Here is a 20,652-nt window from a genome sequence, read left to right on the forward strand (position 1 = left end):
CATTGCTCAATTTATTATTCTGGTTGTCCAAGAATTCCGTCCACATAGCCATATGTAACGGGATGATAACCGGGCCGTGCTTTTTTATATATTTCTTTAGCAAAAACTCTTCCTTCTTCACTTTGTGTTAATGCGCCGTAAAGAGGGGCAACAAATTTTGCCCGGCCAACGGACATCAAAAAATTCTCCAAAGCAGGGAAAGCTGTGTTGTAGTTATGTTCAATAGCTTTAATAAACCATGCGTATAAAATTTCGGAATTCCCTGAATTTGTGAAATTGAATGTTTTATCTAGATCGCTTAATTGTTCTAAGCTGATTTTTGGTGGTAAAACCCGTATAAAATGAAGCCAGTGGTGAGTTGTCCAATTTGAGACATCCAATGAAGATGCCGGGTTTCCTTCAATAAAAGACTGGCGTTGCGTATCAACTTTGCGAAACTCCGGAGAATCCGGGATATAATAGTTTTTCGGCAGACCAGTTCCATAAATCCATTCGTAAACAAGAACAGCTTGTCCTGTGCTTTTAGTTTCTTTTGTGAGAGTGCTTGAAATATATTTTGCAAATTCATCTGAGGTCATAGTCTTGAAAGCAAATTTATCAAAATAGGTTTTCAAGAATTCGTCAAATTTATCACGGCCATAGGCCACTTCAAGAGTGCGTAAAAATAATTCCCCTTTCTCATAGACAACTTTTCCAACCGGTTCTTCCGGATGACGCCCGGTTAAATCAATAGCTAATTTTGTATCGGGATGATCATGTCCTATGTGATCAAGGGTGCTTTTTAAATCCTGGTATCCGATTTGTTCAATCATCGTAGCATAATCCCGGCCGTATAGTTCTTCCATGATGCGGTATTCAAAATAAGTTGTAAACCCTTCATTCAGCCAGATATCATCCCAGGTTGCATTTGTAACCAGGTTGCCAGACCAGGAATGGGCAAGTTCGTGGGCAATAAGTGCAACAAGTGACCGATCTCCGGCAATAATTGTAGGCGTGGCAAATGTAAGGCGTGGATTTTCCATGCCACCATAGGGGAAGCTTGGCGGTAAAACCAGAACATCAAAGCGGCCCCATTTATAAGGGCCATATAAATTTTCAGCTTTCTTAATCATTTGTGGTGTATCGGCAAACTCATAAACAGCCTTCTCAATAACTGATGGTTCTGCATAAACACCACTATTTTCTCCGAGTGGCTGAAATTCAATATCACCAACTGCCAATGCTAAAAGATAAGTTGGGATAGGCTGATCCATTTTAAAATGATAAATCCCATCTTCGTTTTTTTGTGTTGGATTTGATGCACTCATAACAGCAAGTAAATTTGGGTCTGTTGTGACTTTTGCCGTGTACGTAAATCGTAAGCTGGGAGTATCCATGCAAGGTACCCAGGTTCGGGCATAAATTGATTGACTTTGTGAAAACAAAAAGGGATGCTCTTTCCCCGATGTTTGTTCCGGGGTTAACCACTGTAAAGCCTGTGCTTTGGGTGATGTTTTATAATGAACATGAACTACTTTTGTTTCGGATAGAATATCAATTGTCAGAGGCTGTCCAAAATCCTTTTTATAAGCTCCAAGATTAAACTTAACCTCCTGATCGCTTTTATCAAGTGTAACTTTTAAAATATCTAAATCCCAGGAATCCAGTACCAATTTATTAGTATTGGACAAATTATTTACTATAAGAGATGCAATCCCATTTATTTTATGTGTCTCAAAATCGACTTTGAGATCGAGATCCATGTGTTCAATAATGATGTCATTTATATTTGCAAAACTATGAATATCTTTTTCTGTATTTTTACAGCTTATAACGATGGAAATAATAAAAAGAAAAATGGAAATAGATTTTATTTTGGCCACAAGAATCATTAATACTCCTAAATTTAAAAAGTTGTTCTTTATATATTTACAGATTTATTTAATCTCGTTGTTGGTGTTTTCTTTTATTGATTTTATTAAATCGTAAACATCATCCAGAATGTAATAAAGCTTATCGGTTGGAAGCCCTGAAAAGTCACGCTTATCCAACTCATTTTTCAAACGATTGTATAATTCGCACAAGTATGTAAAACGATTTATGCTACTTAGAGAATTGTTTTCCAGAATTTTATCGTACTCTTCTGCTTTTGCTGAGTTTATCTCTTTTTTAAACTGCTTTTCCCATTTAATCAAAGTTGACTTTTCTTCATTTATTTCAGAAGAAATACTATCTATGGATTTACCTGAAATTGCCCATAATTGAATAAATTCTTTTTGTTTTGCACTGATCATTATTGCTTCCTCCAAAAAGTGAATCTGCAAAAGTATCCCATATTTAGATAAGTGGCAATAAATTTTGTTTATGTTTTATTATAGGAAATAAACAATATTTTATTAATATGGAATATTTTGAACCCGACTATACTTTTATAGTAAAAGAATCTATTGTCGCTGCACAGAGAAGCTGACAGGGAACTTTTCTGTGTGATGTTGGTGCCCTGAAGGGAGGAGGTGATCCTATCAATAGTCGAAGTATAGGAGCCTCTGTGAGTAATTAATAGCGAAATACTCGCAGTGGCTTAAATTAAAAAAAGCCCCGGTTAACGGGGCTTTTTAGTTTTAAGAAACGGTTTCGGGTTTTAACTTAAAGGCCTGGCTGTGCCAACTATTTTTAAAGTTTACTTCAAATTTCCCTTCACGAACTTCATTGATTGATGAAACAGAAAGATTAAAAACTTTAGTGTTTTCATTGATCTCTCCTGCAGTTACTAAGACCTGAAATTCAGGCCTGCTTACTGCCTCAACACCTCTTTTGCTACGAAAAAAAATCAGGTTCTGATCAAGTGCATCCAAACCATGGATCAACTTTAATTCTTTAAACACGGCAACACTACTGTCAATCGAACAGCCAGAAATAGAATCATTGGTTGTTAGCAATACAAATTGATCGTGAATGATTTCAAAATCTCCATTAACTGCTTTACCATGATATTGCCAACCAGATTTAAACTCTTCAAGTTTTGATTGAACAATCGCTTTTTGTTCCGGACTCAATAGCAGGTTAAATCCATAAACCCAAACTCTGGACGTCCCGGGCGAACTTTCTAATACCATTTTATTCTCTTTATTTACAATGTGCATTAAATGCGTCTTTTAAGCTTTCAGCAATTTGTTCAGGCATATGTCCTTCAATACTCATGCGAGGAATAAAATGAACAACCTGTCCATCTTTAAATAATGCCATAGAAGGAGATGATGGAGGATATCCTAATAAATATGACCGAACTTTCTCCGTAGCTTCGCGGTCAACACCAGCGAAAACAGTTGTGAGTTTATCTGGTAAAACTTCATTATTTACGGCCATTCGTACTCCGGGTCTTGCGTTTCCTGCTGCGCAACCGCAAACTGAATTTATAACAACAAGGGAGGTCCCTTGATGATCAGCCAGCATTTTGTCAACGTCTTCAACGGTTTTCAATTCGTCAAATCCAGAAGAAGTTAATTCTTCTCGCATGGGTGCAACAAGTTCTTCCGGGTACATAGATTGCATTTGAAACATAAAATCTCCTCTAATTAAAAAAATTGTTTTTTCGGTAAACGTAAATCAAGCCAAAAAACTTCCATATTTTTTATAAATTTATTTTTAGGCAAAACAAGTTTGTTGATTTAAAATCAAGAGAGTTTTACTTTCCTCACTTTATAAACAATTATTCGATTCAACTTATTAACCATGGTTACAAAATCTTGAAAAAATCTTTTTTTTTATCGATTGGTATTATGCTGATTTCTTCTTTTTTGTCTGCTCAAAACATTAAAACAAATACACCGTGGGCAAACGGACAAAGTTCAGCTGAGAATCTGCAAATTTCTTTAATTACATTTGGTCCGGGTGAAACGTTAACAGATTGGTGGGGACACACGGCCCTTGTTGTAAAAGATACGACCCTGGATATTTCAAGGGTTTATAATTTTGGATATTTTTCTTTTGACGAAGGATTTATCAGTAGATTTGCAATGGGACGCCTTATTTTTTGGGCGGGAGAAAACTCTCTTGCAGCCACAATTGCTGTTTATGTGCGGGCAAAGCGAACAATAATAATTCAAGAATTAAATATTCCTTTAAAGAAACGGATTGAACTCGCCAGGAAACTAGCCGATGCAGTCTTGCCGGAAAACAGCCGATATTTATATCATCATTATCATGAAAATTGTGCAACTCGTTTGCGTGACTATATAGATGCTTCTGTTGGAGGCCAGTTTGCAGATTCAATGAAAACAAAGGGCCGCTTAACATTTAGAGAACATACTTTACGCTATACCGCACACCAACCCTTTATGCAATGGCTGTTGATGTTTTTAATGAATGATACCATTGACAAGCAAATCTTTAAATGGGATGAAATGTTTCTACCGGATGAATTATCAAAATATGTGGCCAATGCTGTTTTTATTGATTCTTCCGGTGCCAGGCAAAGTGTCGTTTCGCATGGCTATACTTATTATGAGTCAGAGAAAAAGAAAGTACCTTTCAATGCATCAAATACACCTTTGTGGTCTGTGTTAAGTGGCTTAATTTTAACAGGATTAACCATCGGGTTAGCACAATGGGCATCAAATGGCCAAAAGCTTTCCCGGGTGATTTTTTTGGTGTATAATTCAATCATTTCCTTGTTTTTGGGAATTATTGGCTCGGTACTTTTTTTTATGAGCTTGTTTACAGATCATCTTGTTACTCATGGAAATGAAAATCTGTTTTTGGCAAATCCAATAACACTTTTCATATTCTTTTTAACCTTAATTCTATTTTTCAAAAAATCGGATAAGTTGTGGGGGTATTTAAAACTATTATGGATGGTATTGGCGGGTTCAAGTTTGCTTTTGATGATTCTGAAACTATTACCACTGTTTGATCAGGATAATTATATGATTATGTTTTTTCTTTTGCCTGTCAATGTTGCATTTGCAGCAGGACATTTTCTCTTTAGCGGAAGTTATCTCAGACTAAAATAATCCGTCCTTTTACAACGGGTTCTTCTTTTCCCTCAAGGTATAGCTCAAGATTTTTCCCTATAGAAACCACTTTCCCTTCATTGTTTTTTTCAGGCTTTCCCTGCATAGGATCGGAATATACCTCTATTTTTTTGCCAATTATTTTTGAGCGTTCTCGATATAAATCTAAAATTTTATTGTATTGGCCTTTTAATAAAAGTGAATAATTTTTTGATAATGCATGTATAAGATTTTTAGCTATCAAGCCTTGTGTTGTCTTTTGTGAATCAGGGAGGTTGGCATTGATCGAGGTTGCTTTTTTTACAATAAAATCTGACTCCAGTTTTGGAATTACATTCACATTAATACCAATCCCGATAAACAAATCTGTTACTTTATTCGCCTTAGTTTGGGTTTGAGTCAATACGCCTGAAACTTTTCCATCGTCAATCAGGATATCATTTACCCATTTTATTTGCGATCTTTTTTCCATATTTGGGATTTTGTCAATAGACTGAATAACAGAAATTGCTGAAAGAATTGTAAAGCCGATATGAAAATAATCAACCACCTGGTTGGGTTTTATATACGCAGAGAGGTGAATATTCCCGGACAAGCTTACCCAGCTCCGGCTTCTATATCCTTTAAAATTATCTCCTGACCGGGCAAAACATAAAATTCCACCAGGTAAATCACATTCATCACGGGAAAGTTCAATTAATGAAGTAAACTGCGAAGATTGCGCATGGTTTACAACAAATGCGTATTTCCATATTGGATCAGATTCGATTTCTGTCTGGAATAAATTTGAGCTTCTAAAAAACTTATCAGTAATCTTTATCAAAGCCTGGGGATAAGAACTTTTTTTATACCTAATCCAATTTGGAATGGAAGTAAAAATTTGTTCTGAATACTCTTTATTGTCAGTTATTATAATCATTTTTTTAAATGTAATTTAGTTTTTACAAATATAAATTTAATCAAACTAAGCTGCAAAAATTGTATATCTATTAACTACTTTTCGAAAACTTTGAATCATTTTTTATGCAAAAATTACTTTTACAGAATAATTAAAACATATCTTCCGTTCATATTGTTAAATAATAAAAATCAAAAATAATATTTATGATTGGTGTAAACTTCTCTCAATTTGTCCCTTTTAATAATAATAAAAAGGGCTTTGATAAATTACTGGATATATTTCTGGAACTTCTTACATACGCTTCTGGTGACATTTCTGAAGTTCTGCGTTGGATGAACCAGATGGATGAGCAATACACTTTGACTGACGATCAATATGGAATGGGTGACTTTATTGAGGATTTAAAAGACAAAGGTTATATAGAAGAACAAGATGGAAATTCCGGTAATTTTGAGGTGAAACCAAAGGCGGGACAGACCATCCGCCAACGTTCGCTGGAAGAGATATTTGGCAAACTCCGTAAAAATAACCGTGGCAATCACCGAACACCTTTTGCCGGTCTTGGGGATGAATCATCCGCTGAGCGCAGACGTTATACTTTTGGTGATGAACCCGATCAGATTGACTCAACATCATCACTTTTAAATGCTCAAATAAACCACGGACCAGATAAATTTCAGTTAACAGAAAATGATCTTGTGGTTGAAGAACGTGAATTTAAAACACAAACATCCACAGTTTTGATGATTGATATTTCCCATTCAATGATTTTATATGGCGAAGACCGGATAACACCTGCAAAAAAAACTGCAATGGCCCTGGCAGAATTAATTACCACGCGTTATCCAAAAGATACTTTGGATATTATTGTTTTTGGGAACCAGGCATGGCCGATTGAAATAAAAGATCTTCCATATCTTCAGGTTGGTCCATTCCACACAAATACTTATTCCGGTTTAGAACTTGCCATGGATATTTTACGCCGCAGGAAAACGAATAACAAACAAATATTTATGATTACTGATGGAAAACCAACGTGCTTAATTGAAAACGGGCGATTTTATAAAAATAGCTTTGGACTGGATCGTAAAATTGTTAATAAAACTTTGACACAGTCAGCGCGTTGCAGAAAACTAAAAATACCCATCACCACTTTTATGATTGCCCGCGATCCTTATTTGCAGAAATTTGTTCAGGATTTTACAAAAATAAATCACGGACGCGCTTTTTATAGCAGCTTAAAGGGATTGGGTGAATATATTTTTGAAGATTATGTACGTAACCGAAGAAAGAAAATGCGATAAGAGAAAAATAAGGAAATCCATGCTGATAAAAAATCACGATCAAATAAAAACACTCGGCCAATTGAAAAATTCCGGCTATTATTCGCGTTCCATAAAAGATGAAATGCGTGATAACCTGGTGAAAAAGCTTTCCGGAAATGAAAAACTCTTTCAGGGTATCATCGGTTATGAAGAGACTGTTATTCCTGAGCTGGAAAGGGCACTTCTTTCCCGGCATAATATTATCTTTTTAGGGCTACGCGGCCAGGCAAAAACCCGAATGGCCCGATTGCTGGATAACTTACTTGACGCCTATATCCCGGTAATTTCCGAAACAGAGCTAAATGATGATCCGATGAATCCTGTTTCCAGGCATGGCAAACAAATTGTTAAAGAGCAGGGCGACGAGACACCAATCGACTGGATGCACCGTTCTCAGCGTTATACAGAAAAGCTTGCCACTCCGGATGTTACAGTTGCAGATCTTATTGGCGACGTTGATCCAATCAAAGCTGCTTCTTTAAAACTCCATTATTCAGATGAAAAAGTAATTCACTTTGGATTAATTCCCAGATCCAATCGTTGTATTTTTGTTATCAATGAGTTGCCGGATTTACAAGCCAGGATTCAGGTTGCATTGTTTAATATTTTGCAGGAGGAAGATATTCAGATTCGTGGATTTAAACTAAGGCTGCCTTTGGACATTCAGTTTGTTTTTACTGCAAATCCTGAAGATTATACAAACCGCGGATCAATTGTAACACCACTAAAAGACCGAATCGACAGCCAGATTTTAACACATTACCCGCGTGAGATTGAACATTCAATGCAAATTACACAACAGGAAGCACGGCTGACAAATTCACAAAAAGAAAATGTTTGTGTCCCTGAGTTACTAAAAACCCTTATTGAAGAAATTGCCTTTCAGGCCCGTGAAAGCGAATACATCGATGAAAACAGCGGTGTATCAGCCAGGCTAACAATTTCTGCTTATGAAAATCTAATCAGTACCGCAGAAAGGCGTATGCTTTTAAACAAGGAAGATAAGGCCATAGCACGTATCCTGGATTTGTATGGAGTAATTCCTTCCATTACGGGAAAAGTTGAACTTGTTTATGAAGGAGAGCAGGAAGGTCCCTTAAAAATTGCCCATATCTTAATTAATAATTCGATTCAGCAACATTTTAAAAATTATTTTCCTGATCCTGATAAAACCAAAAAAACAGAAAGTGTAAACCCTTATCAGGAAATTGTAGACTGGTTTGGTAACAACAACACTCTTGACCTTTTGCTTACAGCAAGTGATAAAGAATTCAAAAAATTATTGAATGATGTTCCCGGATTAAAAAATCTTGTTCAAAAATATCATACAAATAGTTCAGAAGAAGAGATTAATATTTTAATGGAATTTGCATTATTTGGATTGGCAGAGCATTCCTTTCTAAGCAAAGTAGCTATGGATTCCAGATTGCAGTTTAAAGATATTTTAAGCAGCATGTTAAAAGAGTCTGGGGATGACTATGCAAACTTGGGAAATCAGGATATGTTTTAATTTATTTTTTAGGGATTAATTTTTTTTGAAACCTTTTGTTTTTTTACTCCGTAGTACCATTCAAAATTAAGCGGAGAAGAAAATGAATGAATTTTTAAAAGTTGCAGTTGTAGTCCTAATGGCGCTTCCATTTTTGTACATGTTTTATGATGTAACAAAAGATTTAACGAGAAAATCCTATTTAGCATTAACCCAAAAAGCCAAACCAGCAGTAATCAACATCGTTTCAACATTGTTTAATTAGCATTAACCTAACCCCAATAAAATCCCGGCAGCCACCGGGATTTTTTATTTCCCCTGTTTTCATTAGATTTTCTACACACATCACATTTTATAAAGAATGAAAATTTCTGTAATAATTCCAACGTATAACAGAGCACATACAATTTTGCGTGCCGTAAACTCAGTGCTAAATCAATCTTATCAACCATTTGAAATTATTGTTGTTGATGATGGAAGCAACGATACAACTAATGTTGTTCTTGAGCCTCTGAAAAATGAAATAATTGTTCTCTCTCAGAGTAACAAAGGTGTTTCCGCTGCTCGGAATACCGGAATTGAAAATGCAAAAGGTGATTGGATTGCTTTGCTTGATAGTGACGATGAATGGACGCCAAATGCTTTGGAAACACAAGTAGAGTATTTTAATGCACATCCTGATATTCAAATTTTTCAGTGTGAAGAAATTTGGATAAGGAATGGAATAAGAGTAAATCCAAAGCAAAAATTTAAAAAACAATCCGGTTGGATTTTTGAGCAATGCCTGCCTTTGTGTATTGTATCTCCATCGGCAGTAATGTTTACAAAACAACTATGGTCAGAAATGGAAGGTTTTGATAAATCGTTTCGGGTTTGTGAGGATTATGATCTTTGGTTGCGTGTGGCCAGAAAATATCTGATAGGATTAAATAAAAATATCGGACTGATTAAGTATGGCGGTCACCCGGATCAGCTTTCCACAACATTCCCAGTAATGGATTTAGAGCGAATTCGGGCAATAGAGAAACATTTAAAAGATGATTCTTTAAAAGCAGAATTGAGATACGCCGCTTTAGCCGAAATCATCAAGAAATTAGAAATTGTTATTAACGGTGCTAAAAAGAGAAGTCGCGATGTATCAAAACTCGAATCTAAATTAGAAAAATATAATCTTGAAGTTAAGAAACTGAATTAAAACTCTTAAATTCATTTCAGAATATTGGAAATAATTTTTTCGGCATGTTCACGTGCATTTTCAATAAACCAACGACCAGTTCTTAACCCTCCAAGAACAACACCAGCCAGATACACATTCGGGATATTTGTTTCCAGGGTATCAGGATTATGACTTGGCTCTAAAAATTCATCATCCCCGATTAATATGCCAAATTTTTCCAATAAAGGATAATCAGGTCGGTAACCGGTCATGGCAAGAACGAAATCATTTTTTATTGTGATTTTTTCTTCTTTGGTTTGAATATCAACTTCTTTCTCGCGGATTTCAGTTAATTCACTTTCAAAATATGCATTTATTGAACCCTCTTTTATTCGGTTGTTTACATTGGGTAAAATCCAATATTTTACACTGGGCTTAAACTCACTTTCCCGCATAACCAACGTAACATCCGCGCCTTTTAAATAAGTTTCAAGGGCAACATCCGCCGCAGAATTGCCGGCACCAATTACAACTACTTTTTGCCCAACATATGGATGAGGCTCATCATAATAATGTTTTACTTTTGGCAGATTTTCACCAGGGATATTCAACAAGTTTGCAGTATCATAAAACCCCGTGGCTACAATAATATTTTTTGCCAGATAGCTCTCTTTTGAGGATGAAACACTAAATAATCCGTTTTCATTTTTCATTATGTTTTTTACTTCTTCATACACATTTACATTAATCTGCCAGCTTTGAATAACCCTTCTAAAATACTCCAATGCTTCCCGGCGGGTTGGTTTATCACCATGTGCAATAAAAGGTACGTCACCTATTTCTAACAGCTGGGAGGTAGAAAAAAATGTCATATTTGTTGGGAAATGGTACACCGAATTTACAAGCACGCCTTTTTCAATTACCAGGTTGCTTAGTCCATTTTTTTTTGCTTCAATGGCGCAGGCAATTCCAATAGGCCCACCACCAATAATAATTACATCATAAATATTGCTTTTCACTTATTTTCCTTAAGATTTATATAGATGGAATAAGAAAAAACTATTTCAAAATCCGTTGTTTCGAATAATTAACTTATCAAATTTCGTGAAAAAAGAATTGAGGAGCAATGGAAAGAAAATAATGAAGGGGCTTTTTAGAAAAAAGTTTGAGTAAAGTAAAATAGTTAACGGTTTTATTCTTATCAGATATCGGTTGATTTTTTACGAAGATTTAAAAAGGCTTCCCGACCTTGACGCGCAGGGTGAGAATTAAAGGAAGTTTCAAGAGTGTATAAATTGAAATAAGGAGAAAAGCATTTTGTATATTCCTCAACAGACCCACCATATGGAGGAGTTTCCTGACTTAAGTCCAGTGGAAATACAAATAATAAACCGATTAGTTTTCCCGAAGGTTTTAATAAGGAATGCATTTTTTTAGCATAGTCATCGCGTAGATCCGGAAGTATTGCGCAAAAAAAGGTTTGTTCGATAATCAAATCGTATTGTTTGTCCAGATCAAAAAAATCCATTTGCAGAAGTCTGCGGTTATCAATTCCCGGGAGACGTTTTTTTAGGTTTAGCAAGGGGTGTTCTGATATATCTACAACATCAATGTTTTTAAATCCATTACTCCAAAGATATTCAGCTTCATAAGCATTTCCGGCCCCGGGAATCAGGATTTCGGTTTCTTTATTTTTAAGCTGATCTATATAATTCTTTATTGGTGGGGAAACTTCTCCCATATCCCATGGTGTATGGGAGTTTTCATAATATCCATCCCAAAATTTCTTATCAAACATTCTTCTATTTCAACCGGCCTATTCAACGTAAACTGCTAGTTCTTTTTTTTCTGTGATTTTACCAATCGGTTGTAAATTCAAGTTAAACCTTTTTAATAAGTCAAGAAATGCTTCATTATTCTCGTGATCAACGGCAATCAGTAAACCACCACTTGTTTGTGGATCACATAATATAGTTTTTTGGATTTCTGAAAGCTGATTTACTTTGTGACCATAACTTTTATAATTCCTGCTTGTCCCACCGGGAATAGTTTTTTGATCTAAATATGATTTTAATCCATTGAATTGTGGAATCATTTCAAAATCAATTTTGGCGCTTAAGTTGCTGGCTTCACACATCTCAATTAAATGGCCAAGCAACCCAAAACCCGTTACATCGGTCAAGCTTGTCACACATTCCAAAGTTCCTAAATCCTCACCGGGTTTATTTAAAGTTATCATCGAATCACGAACTGCTTTAAAATCCTGGTTGCCTAATAAACCTGCTTTCATTGCAGTGGTCATAATGCCAACACCCAATGGTTTTGTAAGATAAATGTGATTATCTTTTTTAGCTCCACTATTTGTAAGTAATGATTTTCTTTTTGCTGATCCGGTTACGGCTAGTCCAAAAATTGGCTCCGGAGAATCAATGCTATGTCCACCGGCCAAAGAGATTCCGGCATTTTTACAAGCTTGCCGCGCACCTTTTAAAACAAGGTTTGCAATTTCCGGGGATAATTTGTTCAGCGGCCAACCAAGTATAGCAATTGCCATGATCGGCTTGCCGCCCATTGCATAAACATCACTAATGGCATTCACCGAGGCTATCATTCCAAAATCAACAGGATCATCTACAATGGGCATAAAAAAATCTGTGGTACTTATTATTACATTTTCATCATCAATGGCATAAACAGCTGCATCATCCCGGTTGTCATTTCCTACTAACAATCTTGGATCTGTAAATGCCGGTTCAGCTGATTTTAGAATTTTATTCAACACACTTGGTGCAATTTTACACCCACAGCCGGAACCATGTGAAAAGTGTGTTAGTTTTATTTCGTGCTGCATTTTGTCTTTCTGATTTAATAAACCTTGAGAAGTTATGCGACTTCTAAATTCATGTACTTGGTAAGTGTGGTTAAAAGTTTGTCGCTGTTTTCTTTTGAGTCACCACTTTCAGATTTAACTACAAATATTGACTGTTCCCGAAATCGCTTACGTGTATATTCATAACTATGATCATAATATTTTAAAAGCAGATTGGCTGTTTCTTCCAGCTGGCCCATTTCCAAAAAGTGAACGGCATCCTGTGTATTCTGTTTTCCAAATTGTGAATTAATTTTTAAAATACTGTCCATTAATTCTGGTTTAGGATACAACCCATATTCTTTTACTATTCGTTTAACTCTTTTAGTTCGTTCAACTCTTATTTCAATTACATGTGCTTTTTTCATCCTCAGCCACAAGGCTTCCGGCAAAGTGGCCAGGCCAATTTTCATGCTTTCACCTTCAATCCAAATTCTTTTGCTAAAATCAAGATTGGTTAGAGTATTATGAATATCATTTTGGAACTGTTGAGATGTTGGTTGTTTATTTTTATTGCCTATAAACCCAAATGCTGAGCCACGGTGATTGGCAAGCTTTTCAAGATCGATTACCTGTTCACCCTTAAGTGACAACTCTTTTAAAATTTCGGTTTTACCACAGCCGGTAGAGCCATGTAAAATTATTAGGTTTTCAATTTTGGAAAAATCAGCACTTTGACAATTTCTATAGGCTTTATAGCCGCCCTCAAGTACCTGGCATTGCATTCCTATTAATTCAAATAACCAGGCCATCTTTTCGCTGCGCATCCCTCCGCGCCAGCAATAAACCTTTCTTTCGTTGTGCTCTGAAATATCACGTGCTTTTTGTGCTATCTCCATCATTTTTGGACCAACAAAACCAAGTCCTTTTTCAATGGCCTGCAGCTTTCCCAGTTTTTTGTATATAATCCCTATTTCATGACGCTCTTCGTTAGTAAACAGCGGAATGTTTATCGCTAAAGGTATATGTCCTTTTTGATACTCGAGTGGAGATCTGACATCAATTATTGGGATTTTATCGGCTTTAATAAAGGATTGCGGTTTTTGATATTTCATTTATTTAATATCTAACTTCATTACGATTGCAGAATCGGGGCATACGGTGGTAAATTCACTACTGTTTTTTATGGAATCCGGGGCAGATTCGCGAGCTATTCTGGTAAAGCCAAATCTGGGGAAATAGTTTTCTGCAGTCATTGTTAAAAGAAACAAAGCTGTATAATTTTCTTCTTTTGCTTTTTCAATTAGCAATCGGGTTAAATCGTTTCCCAGGCCTTTACCTTTATATATATCATTAATGACTACAGATCTTAAAATTGCATAATCGCCTGCATGTTCAAGACCACCTGCAGCAATAACCTGGCTATTCTCTTTTATGATATAAAAATCAATCTCATTTGTAAGATCAGCAACAGGAAGATCATTATCTTTTAAAAGTTTTTTTATTTCCGGGATATCGGACTTGTCTGCTTTTTGCATTTTGCCTGGGTATAAATAATTATTTCAAAATTATTTGTAATTTAAAATTTACAGGATAAATCAATAGAAGTCCAAAAATGGATATTTTTTGTATTAAACCCGATTTACATTAATTTCTAAAAAAAATACAATTTCAATATTATTGCATGCAAAGATGCTTCATTCATTCAGATTATTTTTCCTGGCTTTAATTTTTACGACGAATTCAGTCCAGGCACATATAAATACAACTTTGGAAAAATCTACTCCACAAAGCAAAGTAGCCTTTTCACTCAGCATCGTTAATGATAATTATATTGGCACCTGGAAAAAGGGAGTAAAAAATAATTATTTCGGGGCGGATGATTTTTTGACTGTCTCGCTACTTGCACGACTATATGTAAATAACTGGAATACAGCACTCGTTTATCAATCAATTACTTCTCGAAAATTCAATTTCCGCTATGATCTATTATCAGGTTTAGTTTCAAAAAAAGTCCATGCGAAATGGGTAGATCTTCAATCGCAAGCTGGAATAGTTTTAAAAGGCGATTTTGGCGGTGCAACATTACAAAACAATTATCACACTTTGCGCTATATTAAAACAATAGATTTTCCTTACTCCAAAGAAAAGGGCATAGCATTTATTATAGGATTTAATGCAATCTGGCAAAAGAAACATCTGCTTTTTAGCAGGGATTTGCTTAAAGCCAATTTTGAGGCAAGATTCATAACTGATTTTGTGCCGTCGCGTATTGGACCATCAATTAGCTATCAAAATGAAATTTTTTCTTTTATTCAAATGGAATTGTTAGCTCTGGGCCGTTTCTATGTAATAGAAAAAAAAGAGTATTCAGAAATGATCCGTTCCGGGCTTATAAGTGCGATTAATTTAAAATTTAAAACATATCAACAGTTTTATTTTGATATTGGATTTGCAATCTTTCCAACAAAAAACCTTCTAAATGCTCCCCGGTTTCCCAAATACGAACATAGTTATCTGCCTCAATTTTGGTTGTCATTTTCCTGGAATAGCTCCTGGCAAAGCTTACGTGATTATATAGATTATTAAATGCAAGCAGTTTGAAATAGCTATTTATAAAATAGAGTTGCAATTTTTGAAGAGGGGGGCAACTAAAATCACAACTCTTAATTGGGAGTGAACCCAACCCTTGCTTTACAAAAGAGATGCCAATTTTTTAAACTGATAAAACCTGATAATAAATTAAGAAATGTTGCCATTTGGAAACATAAATAGCAAAAATGTTGTAATTATGCAACAATAGCTTTTTGTGAAAAGCTGGAAGGAAAGAAATTATTTTTCGGTTTTAGGGCTTAAAGGTTATACAGAAGTTTTTTTGCAATCCACGAAACAGCACCAAGAGCAATCCCAATTCCGGTACCGGTACCAATACCTATTAAAACCATTGCAACTCTTGGATTCATTGATTGTGCCAGTTTTTTGTAGCTGTTTGCAGCTTTAATATTGTGGGCAATATAAGTTGTGTAATAAACGGATTGGATCACAGAATTGAGAATTCCCCAAAAAAGACCAATTATAAAAAGATGGTAAAAAGGATGGGAATGAACATAGAAAAATATATAAGCAATACAAAGTGCACCAAGCCCAAGCCAAAGAAAAAGTTCTTTGTTTTGAGTATATCCCTTTAATGAGAGAAATCCCATTAAAATGGCGGGTAATGACAATAAAACAATAATGAACCAGTTTAGATTTTCTAACATAGCCTTATTTTAATATAAATTTTTTAATAATAAAAACTGAAAGTAAAAAAAATACATATTTAATGTCCTTTTTTTTATCTGTTAATCGTTTAGTTTTTGAGATTTAATAAAACACATTTCAAAGTTTAACCAATTGGAGGAAATATGAAAAAGTATTTATACCTTTTTAGAGGTGGAGATGCAAGAATGGCCGAGCTATCGCCGGAGCAAATGCAGGAACACATGCAAAAATGGGGAACCTGGATGCAAAGTTTGACTGAACAAAAAGTTCTTATTGATGGATTGCCATTGGCCAAAGAAGGAAAACGTGTTAAACAAGCAGGCAATGTTATATTAGATGGCCCGTACACGGAAGGGGCAGAGGTAGTAGGTGGTTATCTTATTGTAAATTCTGAATCATTAGACCATGCTGTTGAGATTTCAAAAGGCTGCCCGATTTTTGAAAATGCCGGGGAAGTAGAAGTACGAGAAATATTAAATATGTAAATCCTTATAAAGCAGGGGCTTTATGGCCTCTGCATTTTAGTTAGATATGAAACCAGAAATAACATTTCAGAAAAAAATAGAGCATCTTTTTCGACGAGAATATGTCAAAATTTGCGCATCCCTTAGCCACCGCTTTGGTATACAAAATATCCAGATCGTTGAAGATTCGGTTCAGGATGCGCTTATAAAAGCCATGCAGGTTTGGGGCTATACAGATATTCCTGATAATCCTTCGGCCTGGTTATATAAAGTTGCCTCAAACAGGGCACTGGATATTTTAAGAAGAGAAAATAAAAGTAATACTTTTCCCGAATATCTCAATGACAGCTTAGTTGAAGAACCTTTTTCTGAAGATATTGATCAGGTTAATGATGATTTACTTAAAATGATTTTTACGACCTGCCATCCTGTTTTATCAACCCAGGAGCAAATCATGTTATCCCTAAAGTTACTTTGTGGGTTTAGTATTGATGAAATTTCCAGGGCCTTGGTGAAGCAAAATGAAGCAGTAAAAAAATCACTGACCAGGGCGAAAGGAAAGTTTAGATCAATATCCAAAGGTTTTGAACTTCCTCAAGATGGTGAAGAACAAAAGGAAAGGTTAGAAGTTGTATTAAAGGTGTTATACCTCATGTTTACGGAGGGCTACAAAGCTACTTCAGGCCAAAATCTTATTAAAAGTGATGTGTGTGAAGAAGCTATCAGATTGACTTATATCTTATCAAATCATTCCCGGTACAACAGTCCACAAGTATTTGCATTATTGGCGTTGATGTGTTTTAATTATGCCCGGTTTTCCAGTAGGCAGGATCCGCAAATGCATCTTGTAACTTTGAAAGACCAGGATAGAAATAATTGGGATAAAAATTATATAAACATGGGTGTTTGTTATTTAAGCATGTCTGCTAAAGGTTCTGATTTATCAAAATATCATTTGGAATCCGGTATTGCCAGTTTATACATCATGCCTGAAAAATACAGTGAAACCAATTGGCCCGAGATATTACGTTTATATGATCTGCTTGTGGAGATCGATCCATCTTTGTCTGCTAAATTGAACAGAATTGTTGTACTCTCAAAAGTTAAAAACTGCAAAATTGCGCTGAATGAATTGAACTTGCTACACAAAAATTATCCAAAAATTGAAACACACCTTTTTTTTGCAATTAGGGCAGAACTTGAACAAAGCTGTGCCCTGATTGAACATGCAATAAAATCTTTATACAAAGCCATTGAACTTGCACAGAACGAAATTGAAAAAAGATTTCTTGAAGCAAAATTGAAAACCGTTTTGAATTAAAAAAATCTACTTTGCATTTTCAGTAGTTTTTCTCAGTTCTAATGATTTCTCATAAAATTCTTTTAAATCCATCATTTTCAGAAAAACAAAACCGCGTGTTGATCGAATCCTGGAATCCGGGTTTTGATAAAAATAATCACGGCCTAATAATTTTTTCATTGTTTGATATTGCTCAACCTGTATTTTTTGTGCCAACCCGCTAAACGGACCGTCATATTCATAACTCGGAAAAGATGCTTCAGCCTGAGAACCAAATGAATTTAAAAAAGCATCATTCAAAATTGCCCGGGTATTGTGTGTTACAGGTACAAATAAATTTGCTTCACTCGGATGGTAGCGGTACCACACATTTCGATATCCCCAAACTTTTATGTCACTTTTACCGCTTTCCTCTTCGTAGAGTTTTAATGCCTCTGCAACGGCCTGTAAAACTTTGTAATGTGTATCGGGGCCACTTCCTTCCGGATCAAAAGCAACAGTAACAATGTCCGGTTTAATTTTTTTCAGGTTATTAAAAATTGGCATTACATCGCGTGTGATCGTTGGCTCTTCAGTAAAAATGTCACCTTTATAAAATCCAAGTCGGGAATGGATGACTGATTTAGAACTGAATCCAAAATATCCCCACAATATATCTGCTTCCCATTCACGAGTCATGCCTTTTAACTGCTGAATATAAGGTAAATCCTTTTTGCCCGGATATTGAGTTGAAAAATAATTCAGTAATTCATGAATTCTAAATTCCAAATTATCAAATGAGTCCTCTTCAAATATTTCAACTAGGTTTCTTAACAAGCGTCGTGCGCATCCTTCTTTCATATCAAACTTATTGTTGGCAGCAACGCCATCTAAATATTGGTAAACGTCCCGATCACGAAAAAGAGTATTTTGCGGGTCAAAATAGTTTTCTTTTAGTAGATATTTAAAATCACTGTTTTTTAGAAACTCCTGTGCATTTTTTACTTCCTTGTACATATAATCATTTGTAACCGCGTTAAAGCCGCTGGTTAGATAATTAAAATAGTGTGTATTACTTCCTTCACGCATAAGACGAACCAGAAAGGGCAGATAGCCAAGCATAATATCATCGTGGTGGGGTGCAGTATGGAAAAGAATTTTATTTTTGGGGAGGTCCATTGCATCATTTATTTGTTTTTTATAGATAGTTTCAACTTCCTTTGTCAGGGTTGAAAACTCTTTCTTGGTTTGGCTTAAAAGCAATTTTGCAGACCGTACAGACTGGAAATCAGTTTTGTCCAGATCAGCCAGCTTTTTATTTTTAAGTATTGCCAAATCTGAAATTATTTGTTGTGCATCTTGTTGATTTATTTTATCAGCTTTTGAGAGATAATAAAATCGTCTTTCATTTAATAATTTTGCGGCCCCTTTGGTAATATAAAAACAAGAATTTTCTAGTTTTTGCAGAACAGATGCCGGCACCTGGTTTGACATTTCAGATTGGATGGCATCTTTTATGACCTTAGCCTTTGCTTCCCCAGCGGCAATAATAATCGCGGTTGATTTTGGATTACTCACAATTGTTTGTAGGCCAATCGTAATAACAAGGCGGTTTCTGGATACTTCAATTCCGCCCAAATCTGACGCCGCTGCGGCTTGCGTTTCATAATTTGTAGGGGTAAGGCGGGTAGTGGAAAAATGATCTGAGCCTTTTACGTTAAAGCCAATATGTCCATCCGGGCCGATACCACCAAGAAAAAAACCGATACCACCAAGCGATTGGATTTTCTTTTCGTAATCTGAACAAAACTGGTCAACCGACTCTAATACTTTTTTCTGTTTTTCTTCTAGAACATTCTTTGGATAACGCGTTCTTAGTGATAAGTCTACTTTATGATCTGGCCATATTTCATCAAGGTGGTGGTCTTCACTTAAACCAATTTTATTTGGATTTATTAGCATGGCTTTTTTGGGATCTAACCCAAAGCCTTTTAAATAAAATTTGTTAACATAATAAAAGAAGCTATTATGCTGTGTTGAGTTAATGGGGTAGAATTCATCAATTTGTATAAAATGAAAACTTTTTAAATCCGGAAATTTGGCAGGATCAATATTAAATTCTTCCAGAATTGATTGCACTTTTTTAGTTTTCCAGTTTTCTAAAAAGTAGTTTACCCATTTTATAAAATGCTCAGGGGTTTTTCCCGTTGGCAGTGAAATAGTCCAACCCGGGTTTTTTTGTGCCCATTCAATAAACCTGAGAGCTACAAGTTTTCCAAGTGCAGGAAAATTATCAACGATAATTGTTTTTAGTTTTTCTGTTGGAGGATAGATTATCCCCATGTCACTTTTTTGTAAAATGGTTTGTTCGGTTTCCGAATTAACTATGTATTTTTTTTTCGTTTTCATAAATAAAACCTTATTATGTTTTTTTGGGATGGCTAAAATTACGAAAAAAAAATCATTCAACAAATATTTGATTAAAAAAAATATTTTTCGTTATATTTTAACTTCGGGATGATAACTATGGTTTTATTGGATTTTTTGCGTCTTTTTAAGCATTGAAGATTCTTGTGACAATTATCAAGTTTTTCTTGCTTTTAACCAATGAAGTTCAGATATTTCAGCGTCCCCATACGACTTAATGATCAAATAAAAACAATTTACTCAATAAATAAACAGGAGGTCAGTAAATGACTAAGCAAGAACTAGTTTCTAAATGTGCCGAAGATGCAGGTATTTCAAAAAAAGCAGCGGAAGATGCTTTAAATTCTTTCATGGGTTCTGTTAAAGGCGCCTTAAGCTCAGGTGGAAGCGTTAGCCTGGTTGGCTTTGGTACTTTTGGTGTTTCCGAAAGAGCAGCCCGTACAGGTCGTAACCCTCAAACAGGTGCAGAAATTCAGATTGCTGCCCGCAAAGTTCCTACTTTTAAAGCAGGTAAAGGTTTAAAAGACGCTGTTAATAACTAACAAGTCTG

Annotated in this window: 21 protein-coding genes; 9 read left to right on the plus strand and 12 right to left on the minus strand. The window is 35.4% G+C overall.

Going from position 1 to position 20,652, the window contains the following annotated elements:
• Positions 1 to 14 precede the first annotated feature (14 nt).
• From HND50_00380 to HND50_00395, 4 genes are all read right to left on the minus strand, one after another.
• Positions 15 to 1,871, minus strand: a complete 1,857-nt coding sequence (locus HND50_00380; protein ID NOG43660.1) for a M1 family metallopeptidase — start codon at positions 1,869 to 1,871, stop codon at positions 15 to 17.
• 45 nt (positions 1,872 to 1,916) lie between these two features.
• Positions 1,917 to 2,273, minus strand: a complete 357-nt coding sequence (locus tag HND50_00385) for a hypothetical protein (GenBank protein NOG43661.1) — start codon at positions 2,271 to 2,273, stop codon at positions 1,917 to 1,919.
• 327 nt (positions 2,274 to 2,600) lie between these two features.
• Positions 2,601 to 3,095: an ABC transporter ATPase gene (locus tag HND50_00390; GenBank protein ID NOG43662.1), complete on the minus strand. Its 495-nt coding sequence runs from the start codon at positions 3,093 to 3,095 to the stop codon at positions 2,601 to 2,603.
• A 10-nt stretch (positions 3,096 to 3,105) separates the two neighbouring features.
• Entirely contained in the window at positions 3,106 to 3,522 is a 417-nt protein-coding gene (locus tag HND50_00395) for a BrxA/BrxB family bacilliredoxin (GenBank protein NOG43663.1), read from the minus strand.
• Between the two features lie 203 nt (positions 3,523 to 3,725).
• On the opposite strand from HND50_00395, the gene HND50_00400 reads away from it, so the two are divergent.
• Entirely contained in the window at positions 3,726 to 4,991 is a 1,266-nt protein-coding gene (locus tag HND50_00400; GenBank protein ID NOG43664.1) for a DUF4105 domain-containing protein, read from the plus strand.
• On the opposite strand, the gene HND50_00405 is transcribed toward HND50_00400, so the two are convergent.
• Positions 4,978 to 5,910: a biotin--[acetyl-CoA-carboxylase] ligase gene (locus HND50_00405; protein ID NOG43665.1), complete on the minus strand. Its 933-nt coding sequence runs from the start codon at positions 5,908 to 5,910 to the stop codon at positions 4,978 to 4,980. The genes HND50_00400 and HND50_00405 overlap by 14 nt on opposite strands.
• Positions 5,911 to 6,095: 185 nt before the next feature.
• On the opposite strand from HND50_00405, the gene HND50_00410 reads away from it, so the two are divergent.
• The 4 genes from HND50_00410 to HND50_00425 all read left to right on the plus strand — a co-directional run bounded on the left by HND50_00410 (position 6,096) and on the right by HND50_00425 (position 9,901).
• Positions 6,096 to 7,196: a hypothetical protein gene (locus HND50_00410; GenBank protein ID NOG43666.1), complete on the plus strand. Its 1,101-nt coding sequence runs from the start codon at positions 6,096 to 6,098 to the stop codon at positions 7,194 to 7,196.
• A 19-nt stretch (positions 7,197 to 7,215) separates the two neighbouring features.
• On the plus strand, positions 7,216 to 8,727 hold the full coding sequence (locus tag HND50_00415) for a magnesium chelatase (protein NOG43667.1): 1,512 nt from the start codon (positions 7,216 to 7,218) through the stop codon (positions 8,725 to 8,727).
• An 82-nt stretch (positions 8,728 to 8,809) separates the two neighbouring features.
• The gene (locus HND50_00420) at positions 8,810 to 8,971 is read left to right on the plus strand and encodes a hypothetical protein (GenBank protein NOG43668.1); all 162 of its coding nucleotides are present in this window, start codon (positions 8,810 to 8,812) and stop codon (positions 8,969 to 8,971) included.
• 96 nt (positions 8,972 to 9,067) lie between these two features.
• A complete protein-coding gene (locus HND50_00425) occupies positions 9,068 to 9,901 on the plus strand; it encodes a glycosyltransferase (protein ID NOG43669.1) in 834 nt (277 codons plus the stop codon).
• 11 nt (positions 9,902 to 9,912) lie between these two features.
• Here HND50_00425 and ypdA read toward each other — a convergent pair whose 3' ends face one another.
• The 5 genes from ypdA to HND50_00450 form a co-directional block, all read right to left on the minus strand.
• The gene (gene ypdA, locus HND50_00430; protein ID NOG43670.1) at positions 9,913 to 10,881 is read right to left on the minus strand and encodes a YpdA family putative bacillithiol disulfide reductase; all 969 of its coding nucleotides are present in this window, start codon (positions 10,879 to 10,881) and stop codon (positions 9,913 to 9,915) included.
• A 182-nt stretch (positions 10,882 to 11,063) separates the two neighbouring features.
• Complete coding sequence (locus HND50_00435; protein ID NOG43671.1) at positions 11,064 to 11,660, minus strand: methyltransferase; 597 nt, start codon at positions 11,658 to 11,660, stop codon at positions 11,064 to 11,066.
• 18 nt (positions 11,661 to 11,678) lie between these two features.
• Positions 11,679 to 12,713, minus strand: a complete 1,035-nt coding sequence (gene selD / locus HND50_00440; GenBank protein NOG43672.1) for a selenide, water dikinase SelD — start codon at positions 12,711 to 12,713, stop codon at positions 11,679 to 11,681.
• A gap of 32 nt (positions 12,714 to 12,745) precedes the next feature.
• Positions 12,746 to 13,786, minus strand: coding sequence for a tRNA 2-selenouridine(34) synthase MnmH (gene mnmH / locus HND50_00445; GenBank protein ID NOG43673.1), 1,041 nt, complete (start codon positions 13,784 to 13,786; stop codon positions 12,746 to 12,748).
• The gene (locus HND50_00450) at positions 13,787 to 14,209 is read right to left on the minus strand and encodes a GNAT family N-acetyltransferase (GenBank protein ID NOG43674.1); all 423 of its coding nucleotides are present in this window, start codon (positions 14,207 to 14,209) and stop codon (positions 13,787 to 13,789) included.
• Positions 14,210 to 14,363: 154 nt separating this feature from the next.
• On the opposite strand from HND50_00450, the gene HND50_00455 reads away from it, so the two are divergent.
• Positions 14,364 to 15,260 (plus strand): hypothetical protein, encoded by an 897-nt coding sequence (locus HND50_00455; GenBank protein NOG43675.1) that lies wholly within the window; start codon positions 14,364 to 14,366, stop codon positions 15,258 to 15,260.
• Between the two features lie 263 nt (positions 15,261 to 15,523).
• Here HND50_00455 and HND50_00460 read toward each other — a convergent pair whose 3' ends face one another.
• Entirely contained in the window at positions 15,524 to 15,931 is a 408-nt protein-coding gene (locus HND50_00460) for a hypothetical protein (protein ID NOG43676.1), read from the minus strand.
• Between the two features lie 144 nt (positions 15,932 to 16,075).
• Between HND50_00460 and HND50_00465 the strand changes: the two genes are divergently transcribed.
• The gene (locus tag HND50_00465; protein NOG43677.1) at positions 16,076 to 16,417 is read left to right on the plus strand and encodes a hypothetical protein; all 342 of its coding nucleotides are present in this window, start codon (positions 16,076 to 16,078) and stop codon (positions 16,415 to 16,417) included.
• A 46-nt stretch (positions 16,418 to 16,463) separates the two neighbouring features.
• Positions 16,464 to 17,717, plus strand: a complete 1,254-nt coding sequence (locus HND50_00470; protein ID NOG43678.1) for a sigma-70 family RNA polymerase sigma factor — start codon at positions 16,464 to 16,466, stop codon at positions 17,715 to 17,717.
• 6 nt (positions 17,718 to 17,723) lie between these two features.
• Here the strand turns inward: HND50_00470 and HND50_00475 are convergent, their stop codons facing one another.
• Positions 17,724 to 20,084 carry a glucosamine-6-phosphate deaminase gene (locus HND50_00475; protein ID NOG43679.1) on the minus strand — a complete coding sequence of 787 codons (2,361 nt, stop codon included), beginning with the start codon at positions 20,082 to 20,084 and terminating at the stop codon, positions 17,724 to 17,726.
• A gap of 284 nt (positions 20,085 to 20,368) precedes the next feature.
• Here HND50_00475 and HND50_00480 point away from each other — a divergent pair, with 284 nt between their 5' ends.
• Complete coding sequence (locus HND50_00480; GenBank protein NOG43680.1) at positions 20,369 to 20,644, plus strand: HU family DNA-binding protein; 276 nt, start codon at positions 20,369 to 20,371, stop codon at positions 20,642 to 20,644.
• Positions 20,645 to 20,652 lie beyond the last annotated feature (8 nt).

This window comes from Calditrichota bacterium, assembly GCA_013112635.1.
GTDB lineage: Bacteria > Calditrichota > Calditrichia > Calditrichales > J004 > JABFGF01.